Annotated in this window: 15 protein-coding genes; 1 reads left to right on the forward strand and 14 read right to left on the reverse strand. The window is 34.4% G+C overall.

Annotated elements, in window-relative coordinates:
* Positions 1-30: 30 nt before the first annotated feature.
* Entirely contained in the window at positions 31-1,068 is a 1,038-nt protein-coding gene (locus KHA96_RS17105) for a serine hydrolase domain-containing protein (protein ID WP_213130515.1), read from the reverse strand.
* Between the two features lie 577 nt (positions 1,069-1,645).
* Here KHA96_RS17105 and KHA96_RS17110 point away from each other — a divergent pair.
* Positions 1,646-2,281 (forward strand): pentapeptide repeat-containing protein, encoded by a 636-nt coding sequence (locus tag KHA96_RS17110; RefSeq protein ID WP_213130516.1) that lies wholly within the window; start codon positions 1,646-1,648, stop codon positions 2,279-2,281.
* A gap of 337 nt (positions 2,282-2,618) precedes the next feature.
* Here the strand turns inward: KHA96_RS17110 and KHA96_RS17115 are convergent, their stop codons facing one another.
* From KHA96_RS17115 to KHA96_RS17175, 13 genes are all read right to left on the reverse strand, one after another.
* Positions 2,619-3,836 (reverse strand): CynX/NimT family MFS transporter, encoded by a 1,218-nt coding sequence (locus tag KHA96_RS17115; RefSeq protein ID WP_213130517.1) that lies wholly within the window; start codon positions 3,834-3,836, stop codon positions 2,619-2,621.
* 147 nt (positions 3,837-3,983) lie between these two features.
* Positions 3,984-4,553 carry a helix-turn-helix domain-containing protein gene (locus tag KHA96_RS17120; RefSeq protein WP_213130518.1) on the reverse strand — a complete coding sequence of 190 codons (570 nt, stop codon included), beginning with the start codon at positions 4,551-4,553 and terminating at the stop codon, positions 3,984-3,986.
* A 461-nt stretch (positions 4,554-5,014) separates the two neighbouring features.
* Positions 5,015-5,812, reverse strand: coding sequence for a pyrroline-5-carboxylate reductase (proC, locus tag KHA96_RS17125; RefSeq protein ID WP_213130519.1), 798 nt, complete (start codon positions 5,810-5,812; stop codon positions 5,015-5,017).
* Positions 5,813-6,058: 246 nt separating this feature from the next.
* Positions 6,059-6,805 (reverse strand): class I SAM-dependent methyltransferase, encoded by a 747-nt coding sequence (locus tag KHA96_RS17130; protein ID WP_213130520.1) that lies wholly within the window; start codon positions 6,803-6,805, stop codon positions 6,059-6,061.
* 78 nt (positions 6,806-6,883) lie between these two features.
* Positions 6,884-7,390, reverse strand: a complete 507-nt coding sequence (locus KHA96_RS17135; RefSeq protein ID WP_213130660.1) for an NUDIX hydrolase — start codon at positions 7,388-7,390, stop codon at positions 6,884-6,886.
* Between the two features lie 153 nt (positions 7,391-7,543).
* On the reverse strand, positions 7,544-8,179 hold the full coding sequence (locus KHA96_RS17140) for a nucleotidyltransferase family protein (protein ID WP_213130521.1): 636 nt from the start codon (positions 8,177-8,179) through the stop codon (positions 7,544-7,546).
* A 344-nt stretch (positions 8,180-8,523) separates the two neighbouring features.
* Positions 8,524-9,036: a DinB family protein gene (locus KHA96_RS17145; RefSeq protein WP_249315667.1), complete on the reverse strand. Its 513-nt coding sequence runs from the start codon at positions 9,034-9,036 to the stop codon at positions 8,524-8,526.
* Between the two features lie 479 nt (positions 9,037-9,515).
* On the reverse strand, positions 9,516-10,064 hold the full coding sequence (locus KHA96_RS17150) for a hypothetical protein (RefSeq protein ID WP_213130522.1): 549 nt from the start codon (positions 10,062-10,064) through the stop codon (positions 9,516-9,518).
* A gap of 976 nt (positions 10,065-11,040) precedes the next feature.
* The gene (locus tag KHA96_RS17155) at positions 11,041-13,233 is read right to left on the reverse strand and encodes a YhgE/Pip domain-containing protein (RefSeq protein ID WP_213130523.1); all 2,193 of its coding nucleotides are present in this window, start codon (positions 13,231-13,233) and stop codon (positions 11,041-11,043) included.
* Complete coding sequence (locus tag KHA96_RS17160; RefSeq protein WP_213130524.1) at positions 13,230-13,736, reverse strand: Rrf2 family transcriptional regulator; 507 nt, start codon at positions 13,734-13,736, stop codon at positions 13,230-13,232. The genes KHA96_RS17155 and KHA96_RS17160 overlap by 4 nt, the downstream gene beginning before the upstream one ends.
* Before the next feature lie 566 nt (positions 13,737-14,302).
* Positions 14,303-14,755: a DinB family protein gene (locus KHA96_RS17165; RefSeq protein WP_213130525.1), complete on the reverse strand. Its 453-nt coding sequence runs from the start codon at positions 14,753-14,755 to the stop codon at positions 14,303-14,305.
* A gap of 128 nt (positions 14,756-14,883) precedes the next feature.
* On the reverse strand, positions 14,884-15,042 hold the full coding sequence (locus KHA96_RS17170) for a hypothetical protein (RefSeq protein WP_213130526.1): 159 nt from the start codon (positions 15,040-15,042) through the stop codon (positions 14,884-14,886).
* A 228-nt stretch (positions 15,043-15,270) separates the two neighbouring features.
* On the reverse strand, positions 15,271-15,663 hold the full coding sequence (locus tag KHA96_RS17175) for a PH domain-containing protein (RefSeq protein WP_213130527.1): 393 nt from the start codon (positions 15,661-15,663) through the stop codon (positions 15,271-15,273).
* Positions 15,664-15,717 lie beyond the last annotated feature (54 nt).

The following is a 15,717-nucleotide window of genomic DNA, read 5'->3' on the forward strand; positions in this document are numbered from 1 at the left end:
GCATTCTATCCCTACTTAAGTCAGCGCTTGTTAAGATATAAGAGATTTATAAATCTCTCCAATAATCCCTTCCAATTGATGAACACCTAATTCTGCATTCGTCATAATAACGGCACCTTTTTCTATGTGTGGGTACGCTACCATCATACACTGAAAACCTACTCCCCAGCCCATAGATGTAATTTCTAATTCTTTTTCGGAACCTTCTAGAAATATACCTAATCCAGTCCAGCCTTTTCCACTTTGAGAAGTTATCATTTCTTCAGCTAAACTTTTTGAAATTCCAATTTTACTTTCTCCTTTTAAAGCATTCATTAGCTCAAGGACTAATACAGCTAAATCTAATGAAGTCGTCCATAATCCTGAAGCTGCTGGATAGGGATAGATAGGATATTTTCCTTCTACCAACTTGCCATTTTTATTATGACCACAAGAAAATTCTTTTTCATCTATCTCTAATATCGTTGTATTTAAATGGCTACCTTTCATTCCTAATGGCTTAAATATTAGCTCATTTGCCACTTGATAAAACCGCTTTTTCGTTACATCTTCTATTAGTTGCTGAATAATACAATAACCTGCATCTGAATAATGGAATTCACTCTCCGGCTCAAATTGAGCTTCAATAGGAACCTTACAATAATGGGATTTTCCTTCTAACAATTCAACCATCGAAGGGAAACCTATATTTGAATTTAGTTCTGAAAAACTACCTTTAGGGTCCTTGATTCCAGATTGATGACTAAGCAAGTTTCTTAAAGTGACTTTTTTATTTTTTGTATATTCGTTTTCAGGCACTTTCCAGGTAACAAGTCTTTTATTTACATTTTCATCTAAATCAAGATGTCTTTCTTCTAGTAACTTTATTGCTATCATTCCAGTTAAGAATTTACTAATGGAACACGCACTAAAAATTGAATCATCACTTACTTTTCTATCACTTTTAACTTCGAGTAAACCATAGTTTTCTGTTCCGCTGATTTGACCTTCTTCGAACAATGCAATACTTAAACCGTTCACATTATAATGTTCCATTCGTTCTTCAATTTTGATGTTTTTTAATTTCACTATTCTCGCCCCTAGTTAACGTTATAATGAAATTATAGCACGAATGTATGTTCTTTTCGTTTATTTGGAAAGTATTCTTATTGAACAAACTTGCACCGGATAATAACATAGGCTCTTGTTTTTCTTTTAATCCATCTACTTCATCCCACTCTATTCTACAAAACGCTGCATATGAATAAAGTAGTAAAAATGACACCCTATTCTAATCCAATATTAGATTAAAACACATGCTGCTTCGAGTGAAATTCTTAACATCTGACACAATCAAAATGGAATCTTCCAATGAAATATTCTATATTCCCCTGAAATTCGATTCTAGACCTGATACTACAGAACAAAAATTGAATTTCAATAAACTTTTCAGTAATATATAATGAATTCAGAAGTGAAACTATGAACAGAGTGTATATAATAAGTTAGTCTAATAAATTTCTTTTGATAGAATACTGTGAGTTTATAACTGCTATTACTAAAATTCAACATGCATTTCTTAAATATCATAGCTGGCAGCATTCATTTATGATATATAACATTGCACTAGTTAGACTACTTATTATTATCCGGAAGAAGGTGCAGTATGAAAATTGATATTCCAAAAATATCGCCAGAGTTATCAGCAAAAAATTTTCATGATATTTTTTTCGAAGAAAATCCTATACTTGAAATGTGTGTAATCTCCGATTCTGATTTTACAAATGAAGCTGTAGATAGAGTCCGACTATATAATGCAGTGATAAAGAATTGCAAGTTTACTAACACAGATTTTAGTAATATCGATATTACAGACGTCCGCTTTGAAAATTGTGATTTATCGAATGTAAATATGAGAAAATCTTCTATTCATAGAGTCGAATTTTTCAACAGTAAATTAGTTGGTTGTGAATTTCCAGAGTCATACATTGGTAACGTGAGATTTGAGAACTCGATCATAAACTTGGCTACATTCGGAAATTCAAAACTTGAGAAAGTTATATTTAAAGATGTTTCATTACAAAATGCAGATTTTTATGATTGTAAACTTAAAAAGGTTGAGTTTGATTTATGTGATCTCAATGAAGCAAACTTTGAACAGACTTCACTAAAAGGAATAGATTTTAGTACCTCTGATTTTGACTCTCTTATGGTCTCAATTGATGATTTGAAAGGATGCAAAGTATCAACATTCCAGGCTATTAAATTTGCATCTCTATTGGGGCTAATCATTAAAGACTAGTTATTCTTTTAATTTCGTAAGCCTTCGTTGATATAGTTTCAGTAAAAAATCTTTTAAAACTAATCATACAATAATATAGTAGAAAGTTATAAGATTGAAAAACCGATTGCGGAAATGTTTGAAAATCCCCCGAAGTCTTAATGAATATCCATCGATCTTCTCTCCCCTTTTTCTTTTTCAAGTACCAGCTTGGTTTCAGCAGGGGAGAATAAAGGTCAATGGACACCGTCTGAATTACAGGGGGATAATACATGTGCAATGATAATAAGGATGTTTAATTCAAGCAATGCAGGTTCATTTAAAGCAGCAAGAATTGTTATTCATCCTTCCAATCATATTATTTAGTAGAGCCTATATACCGATCTCTAGCTGCACCTAAGCCAAATATTAGGAGCAATATTGACGCACCAACCAAAATTAGAAGTGGAGTAGTCCAGCTATCAGTTACATCATGCAAATATCCGAAAAGGGTTGGACCTATAGCTGCAAGTAGATATCCAACTGATTGAGCCATACCGGACAGTTCTGCGGCCTGCCCAGCACTCTCTGTACGCAAACCAAAAAACATCATGGATAAACCAAATGCAAAACCTCCCCCAATTCCTAATGTAACGATCCACAATACAATTAAATTGGAACCTCCGCAAAGTAATCCAAGAGTCCCAGTTAAAAGTAAAAAGGTTGTAATCATAACTAGAGAACGTTGACTTTTCATACGCCCTGCAATAACCGGAACAATAAAAGTAAATGGTAGCAAAGCTAACTGCATAATGGAAAGTAACCAACCAGATTGAGCTGAACTTATTCCTTGTTGTTTTAATATTTCAGGTAGCCATGCAATAAGTATGTAAAACACCAAGGATTGTAATCCCATAAAAAAGGTCACTTGCCACGCTAGCGTGGAACGCCATAAATTTACATTACCTTCAGCCGTTTGATTACGAATATTAGTTCCTTTCTTAGTTTGGTGTTTCATTTGTGGCAACCAAAATAATATGGATATGAAGCTAAGAATAGCCCATATTTCCATTGCACCTTGCCACCCAAATCCTAACCTAACTGCAATTGGGACACTAACACCAGAAGCAATTGCACCCAACAGGTTCATAGAAATAGAATACACACCAGTCATTAAACCTATCTTTGTAGGAAACTCTCGTTTAATGAGGCTAGGTAGTAATACATTTGAGACAGAAATTGCCAATCCAAGTACAGCAGTTCCGAGATATAAAGTAGCTACTCCTGACAAGGAGCGTAAAATAATTCCAATAGTAAGAAAGACGATGGAGATTAAAATAATTACTTCTACTCCAAATTTTCGTCCTAATTTAGGCACAATAGGTGAAAAAAATGCAAAAGCCAATAAAGGTAACGTGGTAATCATACCTGCCAATGTATTTGAAATATGAATATCGTTCTTAATAAGACCAACTAAAGGTCCCACAGATGTTAAAGGAGCCCTTAAATTAATCGCAATAAATATGATACCGACAATAGTTATCCAAACTGCTGATTTATGAATCTTTGAATTTGAGATTATATGTTGATTACTCATGGTTTTCATCCTTAGTTTATAAATAGTTTTTGATACAGAATATACTTCATGACACTTGTCCATATTAAAATTCTATATTAGATTTAACCAAAAAATTATCCCTCTATCCATTTAGTCGATAGAGGGCCTAAGTTGGGCTAAGAGATATTAAATCCCATATTTCAATAATATATGGAGAACAACAACATTATTAGAAGTATTTATATACGAATGTGCACTATTAGCAGAAAAACTAATAGAATCATATTCATTTAGGGTGTATGACTCATTATTAACATTAATTGTAATCATCCCTGACATCACTGTAGCAAGCTCCGTCGTATTTTGGTGATGTTTTTCTGGAATGTATGAACTATTCGGTTGTAAATATGCCCTATACATTTCTATCTCGCTATTTGCATTTTGGAATATTGGTTCAATGACCCAATTCCCCTCATCTCCAGCAATTCTTAATCCACTCCCAGCGCGAGACAAGTTCACGCTTTTTTCCGTTGAAAATAATGCCATGAGTGGAATAGATAGACTTTTTGAGATTTTCCATAACATGCCGATAGTTGGATTTGTTTCTCCACGTTCTATATTACCAAGTGTCAGCTTACTCACGCCCGATATTTCTGATAAATCTTCAAGACTTAATTGTTTTTCTTTCCGCAGCCTTTTAAGTACCGCTCCAACCTGTAGAACGACTTGTTTTGTATCATCTATTTCCATTTTCATTTTAACCCTCCATTTATAATCTATTGGAAAGTACAAAACAATAACATATTTAAATTCCATATATTATACTATACAATTATAAACATTTAACATGATAAAATATATTATATCTAAAAAAACAAAAGGTAAACCGAAATCTTTTCTTAAGTGTATATTCAATGTGGAAAATATCTGGGTAAGAATAGGTAAAACCTTACAGGATAAGACTCGATGGATATAGGATAGAGAAAAACGTTTGGAAAAATACTGAAAAAGGCCTTCAGATTGATGTAAATTAACTTTATTGCGAATTTATAACGCCAAGCAAATTTCACTCTAAAAAGTCGATTTTCTAATGTAAGAAAATCGACTTTTAACGCCCGATTCGAAGCCGATTCATCTCATGATTGAAATCACAAGTGTTCTCGGCTATATCATAAAAAAGTCCTCCCATCGTCGGAATGGAAGGACTTTATGTTTGTTTATCCCTGCAACATTGCCTTTTTCCGGCATGCCTTAATTGCCTCAATCATTAAGTGATCCAAATGGTTTGTGTCTAATACCTCTAAACCAGCCGCTGTTGAACCGCCAGGAGTGGCTACTGCATCTGCAAGTTCAGCAGGGGAAACATTTGTTTTTAGCATTTCTGCCGAACCGGCAATCATATTGGCTACTAGCTTTCTTGCTTGAGCTTCACTGACGCCTGACTCCAATGTTATTTTTTCGAGTGCTTCCGCTACCCGGTAGATAAATGCCGGGGCACTTGAAGTTACAGCGGTCAACTCATGTATTTGCCGCTCTGTCACTTTTTCAAATTCACCAATACCACAAATTAATCCCTTCATCTTTTCTTGCAGTTCTTGGTTCACGTATTGACCGGGTGCATATAACGTCATTGATTTACCTAACATAGCCGCTGTATTTGGCATAACCCAAGCTACAGGCGTACCTTTAGGAAGGCGAGCTTCGAGATAAGTAGGATCAATTCCCGCCGCTACCGTAATGACTAATTGTCCATTAATGGTTTCAGATAATTTTGCAAGGATATCCTCATGAGACTCTGGTGGCAGAGCAAGGATAATAATATCCATCTTGTGTATTTCTTGTGACCAGTGATTGGTAATTTCCACATCAAAGATTTCTTTTATATCACGTAGCCGCTGTTCATTTCCATTGTTGCCAACAAGAATGGCAAATTCATTTTTGTCTAGTCCCTTAATCAATGCTTTGGCCATCCGCCCTGCCCCGATAAATAATACATGTTTTTTATTGATACTCATTGTTATTCACCTTTTTCTGTGTTGTATATACTGTCTTCATAGGGATAGCTTGCCCGACTAAGGGTAGGTCACTCTAATTGATCAATAACAAATAATAGCCACTTCCAACTGATTATTTCTTTGATGATTTTATTTAACAACATCAATGCATATAAAAACAGCTGCAAGTCTGCCAAAAAATAATACCTAGTAAATCTTCCACCCCCGGAGCATTTAACTCCTTACGAACATTGAAGATAGACTTCCTTACTTTGTCGCTAGAATTGTAAATTCCCAAGGAATATTTTCATCATTCCAACCACGATGTTCATCAAATTTGTTTAGTTTAAAACCAGACTTAATCACTGAGTTGATTATTTCACTAAGTGTATACGACCTTATTGATACATCTGGAAAGTCTTTTTGTTCTAATTCATCGAAAAAATGTTTATAAGCCAAGTCCCCGTTATGTAACTCTCCATCAAAATAATTAGGGATTATATTTAATTCAGAACCTATACACCTTCTTAATGGATGAAAATCACTAAGAATCATTTGGCCATCATTCTTTAAAATTGAAAAAAGAATTTCCATAAATTTGTCTATGTCATTAAAATAGTGTAGTATCCCACCTTCAAGATAAAGAATATCAAAGTAATCTAAATATGTATTTAAGTTGATATCATAAATATCACAAACAATATAATCAATCGATGTATTTGCACACTTAGCTAATTCCAAAGCGTACCTTTTATTTTCCTCCGATATATCAAAAACTGTTACATCTGCACCTAATAATGCTAAAGGAACAGCTTTTCTTCCATTTGATCCGCAAAGATTAGCAATCTTTATTCCTTCAGTTTTATCAAAATACTGCTTATGTTTTTTTAAGCTCGCTTTTGGATTTTTTAATATTTTCTTAGCGTTATCCATTGGAGAACCATCTCTTCTATTCCAAAATTCATAAGCACGATATTCCCAGGCTTTCTTATTAGTAATACTTTGTTGATTCATTTTAACCTCTCCTTCATTTAAAAAATATTTATCTATTTAAACTGCCTCTTAAGTACAAGTATCTTCAACATTCCATAATTAGGTTTTTAGTATTTTACTGTTTTCTTCATCCATTATCTTGAATGAAAAGTCTACAAGCCTGTTTTTTAACAATGTAAAATGGAAAGCATATGGATTATCTTCATATAAAACAAAAGGAAGATATCTTGGTATTGCTTCTCCTAAACCAAAATTATCTTTTGATAACACCCAGTCTATACTTTTCCAGTCTAATATCCCCTCCTCTGTTTTTATCGGAGTTGTATAAATAAAATCATAGGGAATTTCTACAAGATAAATATAGAATCCTCCAGCATCATTGTTATCTACTGTCCAAGTGACTTGTCCTTTATATATAATTTGGAGATCCCTAATATCTATGGAAGTTTCTTCCCAAATTTCTCGAATTACACATTCCAATGGAGTTTCATTACCTTCTATTTTTCCTCCAGCTCCATTCCATAACCCTTTAGCTGGAGATGAGTCTCGATTTAGCAAAAGTAGTTCATTATTCCTCTTAATAATACATAGCGTCATACCTAGCATAATAAAAACCACCATTCCCCCTAAAAATTTTGTTACTCGAACTTAATCGTCGTTATTTTCCATCAACTAATCTGTCGGTTAGATTTATAACTTCAACAAAAAGAACGTCAATCCTGCTTGGATTAACGCACTCGCTTAACTTAACATAATTGTTCAAAATTCACTAGGCAACTTTATTTTAGAATAAAAATAAGATAAATTTTGTGAAGAAAGTGCTTTTTCTATTAACCCTTCATCATATCCATTTTTAATTATTGTATCTAAAATTGAGTCAACTCTATCCTGCCTTTTTCTTCTTAAATTTGATTCCAATTGTATCTCTAAAGGAATAGTGGGTATAGTATACTCTCCGAATCTCACGTTTTTAAAGTGACTCCATATGTACTGTCCACCCTCCCATATCCCATCACCTGTTAAAGAGTCGGGAATTCCAGCTGAATCAGATATATGTACCACTTCTACATTAAATCCGTTCATATTCCACCTTCCTTTTGTCCAAGTAAAACCCGATGGGAATGTTTGATTAAATATAGGCTCTTCTTTGGAAGATAACCAATCATTAACATGGCGATTTTCACTTTTGCTAGGGAGGGAAAACTCATTTAATAGTTCAGCAAATTGAGAGACACTTTCTTTATTTTTAACATAAATATCAACATCACCTGGTTCCATTTTACAACCATGCAGAACAGAACCAACTGAACCTACTAAAATCCAATCTATTTTTTTATTTGACTGGAAATAAACCTCACATACTTTAGATAATGCACTTTTCCAAGTATTTTCCATTTACCTCACCTCAATGGATAGTAATTCAAAAAAGAATAAAGGTTCCCACTTAATTTAACGATACTGCACTTTCAGTACAATAAGAAAAAAGTAGCCATCAAGCAGCTCAACGATCTCCAAGTAGCACCGGCAGGACTTTACTTGGAGATGAGTGTAACCAGTTCTAAGCCTACAAGTATATCTTAAATCAATTCGATTAGATTCCAATTTTGCTAATCGTAAGAATCTGCCGCGCAAACATGGAATATTGCTATACAAAATACACAATGATTGAAGAAATTGAGAGAATAATGCCATACAACTACGATAGGTTTAAGTCTTCTCAAGCCGTGAAAGTCCTTACTTCAGGCCTTAGTTACTCTTTGTTTAATGAAGTTAATTTGTCCTCTATGATTAATTTCATCTTCAAAAACATGAAACCACTTAAAAAAACGGTTGAATGGAGTACCTTGATAATATTCATCGACAGCGTATAACCACTCATCATCAACATCCTTAAATCGACGGAGAGTATTTGTTCTTACTGCATTTAACTTGTCGATATAATAAATCAACTTATTTCCTCTTATTCTATCTCGTCCTTCTTGACCTAGTCGAAGTGCTGGCCCCCATTGCTCCATTTCCTGTTCGTTCATTTCCCTTTCCTCAAACGTGTTAATAAAATAGGCATATTCAATCGCAGCAATGTGGAGTAATAATGCCCCAATTGAATTACTCTTTGAATCAATTAATGTATCCAACTCTCTTTCTGTTAAACCCTCTACACTGCTAAGCGTTATATTACGAGTGTAATTCATCATACAAATCAGATAACTAACCTGCTCTGTATAACTATCATCAATTTTAGTAATAATCATATCAACATCCTCCTTTTTACCTTGTGATTGCGTATTCTCTTTCATAATCATTCGTTAACCTTCCAATAAATTCCTTCTTTTACTGAATTGAAGCTGTCTATGTTTCTGTATTTTTGCAAGGGCTATTTGTTTCCTATTATTTCTGACCAAAAGAAATAACTAGGAGAAAAGATTAAAAATGCAACAATTTTGGGATGTAGTTAAAGACTGAATAGAACCTGGAAATCCTGCTGAGTTATGGTGTGGAAAAGAAGCTGAGAGGCCTTAATGGGAAAGGGATAGGGGGCATATTAAACAAAAAAATATCAGAAACCAAAACTAATCAAACGTTTGATTAATAAAAAAACGAGAAAGACGTACCATTTGTACGCATCCCGATTCTTTGGGAGACAATTGTCTCTTCCACATCTTCTTCGTTCTTTTCTCCCCTTTTTCCGTTTCAGGTGTATACTATAATGGCAGAAAAGAGTTACTCGTTATTATCTAACTTTCTTCATCTTTACAGACCATTCCTTGAATGAAAGTCTGCTATGATCCAGAATATTGTTTTGATCCCCAATCAAAACAATTTGTTCTTTTTTTTCTGAATCCCATACTGCTACAAATGATTTGTTCGGGTCATAAAATGGGTCTCTTAACTCTTCCTGAAATTCGGCAATTTTATCCGAAGTAATCGGTTTGTTAAAAGTACCAAATTCTTTAGAGCCGTCTCTCCGAGCAAGTTCGTAACAGCCGTATCCCTGGTAAGTTACCTCTTCTAATAGATAATTGCCGTTTTCATCCTTTATAGGGGTTCCATTCTCCTCCAATCCCTCAATTATTAAGTAATTAGCATCACCAATTTCAACCTCTTTGGGAATATCTTTTATAGAGGGAGACTCATTCTTATCTCTAATTATTGTAACTCCATGAAAATATCCACATCTGAAGCATTGTTCATCTCTCTCAACAACAATCTTGGGGTTATAATTAACCATCATAACGCCACTACAATCTGGACATTCTTGATGTTCCGAAACTCTTTCCATACTATGACATCCTTTCTTATTTAAATCATGACACATCTAGTTTTATAGCGCAATTTTACTAGAGATCATAGTGCTATTTAAAGAATCCACTATTAAAAAGATACTCGATTTGTTAAAAATTTCATCTTTGATAATTGCTTTTTATCTCTTTTGAACGCCAAGAAAAAAGGAGAATCACTAATGGATCCAGCCTCGAGATTTGATTGATTTTACGATAGAGAAACCGATTAAGTACATATAGGACTGTGTAATTTTTTAATAAAGATTGATCATTTTTTACTATTGATCTGCAACATACGCGCCCGTCATAGAAGCTAATGAAAGCGAGTTATTATTTTCGGTCAAATCTTTCATATATGAATTTAAATGTTTTTCATTATTCCATTTATCAATCAAGGTTCATTTGAAAATACATCTAAAAATAGTTTTTTCATTTCCTTTAAAGCGTCCGAGATTGAAGACTGTTGTAAGACGCCAACCTTTATAAAGAATACGATCTAGACTCTAATGGCACAACAATGGATGATTCGCAATTTATACATTACTCACCACTTAAAACTGGCGGAAATATTCTTACTAAATTTGATGCAGTTGTGTAAGGGCTTATAGAGTGTGAAAAACAACAGAATAAAAAAGGAGAATGGAGAGAGGATGCTGAAACTCTTATTGAACAAGGGATTGAGGAGATATTGGACAAAAAGAAAAGGGACTTAGTCCTACTGGACCCGCCCTGAATTTATATTGATTTTTAATTAAAAAACAATAGGTTAAATAATAGACTTCTTTACCATTTGGATACCAACTATTTAGCAGTGTGTACCGACTTTTTTGCATGGGGAACTGCTTATAATAGAAAAAAAATAAAGAAGTAAAGATACCACACCACACTAAATACGATTTTTTATCCCATTACATTTGAAAATACTGGTACAATTCCTATTTAATGTTGTACCTATTTACATAAATGTTTTTAAAATTAATACTCTAAAGCCAAATCAGTATCTCTTTTATTTTTGAAATTCAAGAAATAGAATAACAATAAATTAAAAATGATAATGCAACCTATTAGTACAGCGATACTCAAGATAAAGGCATCACTTCCAATAGAAGAAGTCATTGCTTCTCTTAAACCATAGATTACATATGTCATTGGCATATAAGGATTTATTGCATTAAAGAAATTATTTTGTAAGGCTGCTGGGAACATTCCACCACTTGAAGCAAGTTGTAATACAAGGAGAATCATTGCGATAAATCTTCCCGGATTTCCTAATGGAATCACCAATAACATCATGAAAAACATATACGTTACTGAACCTAATATGGATATTAAAATAAATTGGCCCAGATTCTCTACTTCTAATCCCATTCCAAGTATAACGATAGCATCAAGTATTAATGCTCCTCCAACTGCTGGAACTAATCCCAGTGAAAACTTACTGAACCACCAAGCTAAACCAGATGTTGGTCTTGTAGCTGTTTCACTCAACGGGAATATTAAATTAAATGCCAAAGCACCAATATATAGTCCTAGTGAAATAAACATAGGTGCCAGTGCGTGTCCGTAATTTGGAACTTCGTTGGTCTTTGCTTCTTTAAGCGAGATTGGTGATGCAAGCATGTCATAGTTTGCATCTGTTGTATTGATGCTTGCTACTGTTTCTGCACCTTCAGAAAGTTTATTGGATAACTCATTTGTACCATCTTTCAGTGTTACAATCCCTTCACCTAGTTGAGCTGAACCTTCAGCTAGTTGTCCCGCTCCCTCATTTAGCCGGGTGGCACCTTCTGAAAGTTGTGAGACTCCTTTTTCTAAATCTGGTAATTGGCTTGAAAGTGTCTCGGTTCCTTGTACAAGTGTGGCTGACCCCTCTTTCAAGTCTTGTGATTTTGAATTAATCTGATTAATTGCACCTACTAATTGTGGCATTTGTTTGTTTAAATTTGCAGTGGCTGTCGTTAATTCTTTACTTCCACCTACCGCATTATCCATTCCACTAGCAAGCTGTGATGAACCTTGAATCAGTCCTTTTTCACCTGCCAATGCTTGACTAATATTTGTATAACCATCTATAGCCCCTATAGCTTTAGGTTGCACCTGGTTTACCGCCTCGTTAAGTGCGTTAACTTGTGCTACCAACTCTGGAGGTGCCCCAGATTGACTAACGGCTTTTTGCAATTGATTTACAGCTTGCTGTACACCTGTTAATCCTTGAGTAAGCTGATTGATTTCATCTTTAGATGGCAATTGCTCATTCATTTTTACTAAACCACTATTTAGGTTATGACTACCTGTGGCTAAGTTATTTAACGCACCATTTAACGTTTCTTGACCAGTAGCAAGTTTTGGAACCCCATTTTGCTTGTCTGTTAAAAGTGTTGTTTTTTCTTTTAATTGACTAATTCCGTTCGTATATTGGGTAATTCCTTCGTTTAAACGGGTTGCCCCTGAGTGAAGTGAATTTGCACCCTTGATGAAGTTTCCCACGCCAACTTGTATGGCATCAGCACCATTTTTAAACGTTAAAGTGCTTGAAGCAAGTTTGTTTAGATTTTCTGTTATCTTAACATTGCCATCAATTAGCTGGCCGGCTCCATCATTTATTTCAGAAGCTCCTTCCGCAGCATCAGCAAATCCTTCACCAATTTCATTTACCTGTGTAAAGATGGCTCTTGTATATTCTTTGGTTACACTATTTGAAATTTCTTGATTGATACGATTCATTGCTTGTTCACTTATCGTTACACTGAAAAAGTTTCGCCCAGGATTGACTTCATAAGTTAGATTCACTTTTTCTGGGTTATCTTCTAGTACCGTCGAAGCTCCTTTCGAGAAGTTTTCTGGTATCGTGATAACCATATAATAATCGCCATTACTAAAACCCTCTTTAGCTTCATCTTGATTAACAAAATGCCAATCCAAATCATCATTTTTCTTTAAATTATCTACCAATTCATCCCCAATACGTAATGTCTTTCCTTCCATTTCAGATGGTTCATCAAGATTAACGACCGCTACTGGTAAATTGGATGTGCTACCAAAAGGATCCCAATAAGCACTAAGAATAATGCCTGAATAAATTATCGGAACGAACGGTATGACAAGCATCATAAGTATTAACATTTTATTGTTTAATACTTTCTTCCATTCAGCTTTAAACATGTTCATTCTTGTTCACCTCTATCTTGTTGTAAAAACTCAATTAAGGAGGTTCTATTCCAGTCGAGTGTAGGTATTTCTGAATTACCAAATCCTTCTTTTAACAAATCGGATACTTTAATATTGGAAAAGTATTGGTTTAGTAATTCATCTGCATTTCTAAAGACATTGCGAATAATGTCAGATCCTTTATTTACATATTTTCCACCTTTAAATACTAAATTGATTAATCCTGTATCGGGATAGATTGAAATGGACCCGTCTACTGCCTCAATTATGTCTAAAACACTTATATCTTCCGTTTTTCTTGCTAGTGAAATCCCACCCCTATTGCCCGAAACGGATGTAATAATTTGTTTAACTACTAACTTTCGAGTAATTTTTTTCAAGTAAGATGGAGACACTTCTAAACGCCTACTAATCTCATCTGTCGATAAAGGTTTCCCTGATTCTTGCGTAGCTAATAATATTATGATACAAGCAGCTTGTTCAAAAGCCTTCGTAAATTGCAAATTTGTTCACCACTTTCCACATTCATTGGATATAAAACATCCATTATGGATAAATAATATCCATAAATATATTAAAACTTATTTTTTGAAAATAAACAAGTTTTTTTATAACTCTCATTTCTTGCTTTTTCTTTCTGATTGAGAAATCCTACGTATTGGAGAAGCAACAATCCTTATTGGACAAGGGATTGAAGTGATAAGGGATTTAAAAAAGGACTGGATCATGATTGATTCCAGCCCCAATTAATATTGATTTTTGATTGAAAAATCCTATTAAACGATGATTGAAGAACCAACCAAATATACAACGTTTTCTCCCGTTCTCTCTGAATCGGGAACCAACTAAGCTCCATCAGGGAAGAACAAAGTTACGGAGAAAATAAAGTTTGATCAAAAAACAACCCACTGACCCATATTTTAAGTTAAATTAAAGGAATCCATTTTGAAAAAAGTTTGTTCTGAACGGGTTAATTCTTTGTGAAAAAATATGTGATTTTTATAAAAAATTTTGATCATTTCCTACTTTGGATATTCAACAATCGCGCCCCATTACAGAAGAACAATAATTAGCGAAAAAACGGGACTTCTTTTACTCCTACCATACGAGCGTAAACAAAAAGTTGACCCTTATGGTGAATCTCGTGATCATACATTGCAGTAAGATATCTTTTCTTTGCCCCTTGAAGTTTCGGGTGTGATGAGTTATTTTCTGCTTCCAAATCTGCATCAGTCAATGATTCATATGTAGCCTTTGTTTTTTCCGTGAAGTCCTTTACAGCTTTACGTACATCTCCCATCGTCTTACATTCAGGAATGTCCGGTGAAGCAAAATCTTCTGTTTTGACCATTGAAACGAACACATCATTCCACCCAGCAATATGTAACGCCAGTTCACCAAGTGCCATAGCATCTTCCCATGGTCTGAAATCAATATGTTCGTCATCGATGGATCCCAGCAATTCCTCCAACACATTACGGTGTTGTAACCATTCATTCATCATTTGATTTGCCTGCCCCATAATAATTCCTCCTTTATTAGGTCTTCCATCTACACTTAAAAAAACTCATTTAAATATAGTACTTTTATCAAAGATATTGTATTAAACTTAGTTTCAAAGCCACAGAAACAGTGATTTCTTTGTATGCATTATCTACATATATCACCTCCAAAAATAGAAAAAATGAATTTTATGAAAGCTAGCTTCCGATATGTATAACCGGACGCGTATTTCCACGCTTCATGATTTACTTTTTTTACTATGCGCTTTTGTTCATCTATCATAGATTGATATTCGTAATGATTCATAATAAGGCCTCCCATTACGAGAAATAGCAAAGCCCCTCAAAAAAACTTTGCAAAGGCCTCTCCCATATCTATCTGCTTTCCGGGACAACGGACTTACCTGCCTGGGCCAACCCAATTGCTGCCTCTAAAAGAGCACTCATAACTAATATCGCAAATACAAAAAACAATCCCGCAATTACCCAGATCCTAGTGATGCGCCAAAAATTAGAAAGAGAGTGAGTTTCTCAATCATATTTTATCTTCCTCTTCCTCATTTTCGTTAAGGTGGATTGAAGGACAATTCCTCATAATTTCATGAACCAATTGTTTGTAATTTCTACTTTCAAATACAATGTGATCAAATTCACATCCCTTCAATTTAAGCATGACAACTTCATTTTCGTTATGATAGGCTAAAAAGTATTTCTCATCCTCAATCATGAATATTCCAGCTTTATAGCCAAATGTCGTAATGCCTGTTCTCTTAATAGCCGCTTTCCATGGAAAATGAAATTTTTCCACCCGAATTTCTTCAATTGAGGTGTAAGGTATTTTGATCTCTCTCCTCAAAGTTAAAGCCGCTGTCCATCCCGAAATATTCAGTAGTAACTCACGATCACCTGCCATAACTTGAAAACTCATCTTGTATCCCCTCCAATTTACATAGCCAATCTTCCATGGATTATTTAACTAGTA

Source organism: Bacillus sp. FJAT-49711, from assembly GCF_018343715.1.
Classification (GTDB): domain Bacteria; phylum Bacillota; class Bacilli; order Bacillales; family Bacillaceae_C; genus Lederbergia.

Bases quoted from the DNA above. Each gene is read 5' to 3' on its own strand.
- KHA96_RS17110 (WP_213130516.1), top strand. From the start codon at position 1,646: ATGAAAATTGATATTCCAAAAATATCGCCAGAGTTATCAGCAAAAAAT.
- proC (WP_213130519.1), bottom strand. From the start codon at position 5,812: ATGAGTATCAATAAAAAACATGTATTATTTATCGGGGCAGGGCGGATG.
- KHA96_RS17115 (WP_213130517.1), bottom strand. From the start codon at position 3,836: ATGAGTAATCAACATATAATCTCAAATTCAAAGATTCATAAATCAGCA.
- KHA96_RS17150 (WP_213130522.1), bottom strand. From the start codon at position 10,064: ATGGAAAGAGTTTCGGAACATCAAGAATGTCCAGATTGTAGTGGCGTT.
- KHA96_RS17120 (WP_213130518.1), bottom strand. From the start codon at position 4,553: ATGAAAATGGAAATAGATGATACAAAACAAGTCGTTCTACAGGTTGGA.
- KHA96_RS17140 (WP_213130521.1), bottom strand. From the start codon at position 8,179: ATGGAAAATACTTGGAAAAGTGCATTATCTAAAGTATGTGAGGTTTAT.
- KHA96_RS17155 (WP_213130523.1), bottom strand. From the start codon at position 13,233: ATGAACATGTTTAAAGCTGAATGGAAGAAAGTATTAAACAATAAAATG.
- KHA96_RS17165 (WP_213130525.1), bottom strand. From the start codon at position 14,755: ATGGGGCAGGCAAATCAAATGATGAATGAATGGTTACAACACCGTAAT.
- KHA96_RS17135 (WP_213130660.1), bottom strand. From the start codon at position 7,390: ATGCTAGGTATGACGCTATGTATTATTAAGAGGAATAATGAACTACTT.
- KHA96_RS17170 (WP_213130526.1), bottom strand. From the start codon at position 15,042: ATGAATCATTACGAATATCAATCTATGATAGATGAACAAAAGCGCATA.
- KHA96_RS17130 (WP_213130520.1), bottom strand. From the start codon at position 6,805: ATGAATCAACAAAGTATTACTAATAAGAAAGCCTGGGAATATCGTGCT.
- KHA96_RS17175 (WP_213130527.1), bottom strand. From the start codon at position 15,663: ATGAGTTTTCAAGTTATGGCAGGTGATCGTGAGTTACTACTGAATATT.
- KHA96_RS17145 (WP_249315667.1), bottom strand. From the start codon at position 9,036: ATGATTATTACTAAAATTGATGATAGTTATACAGAGCAGGTTAGTTAT.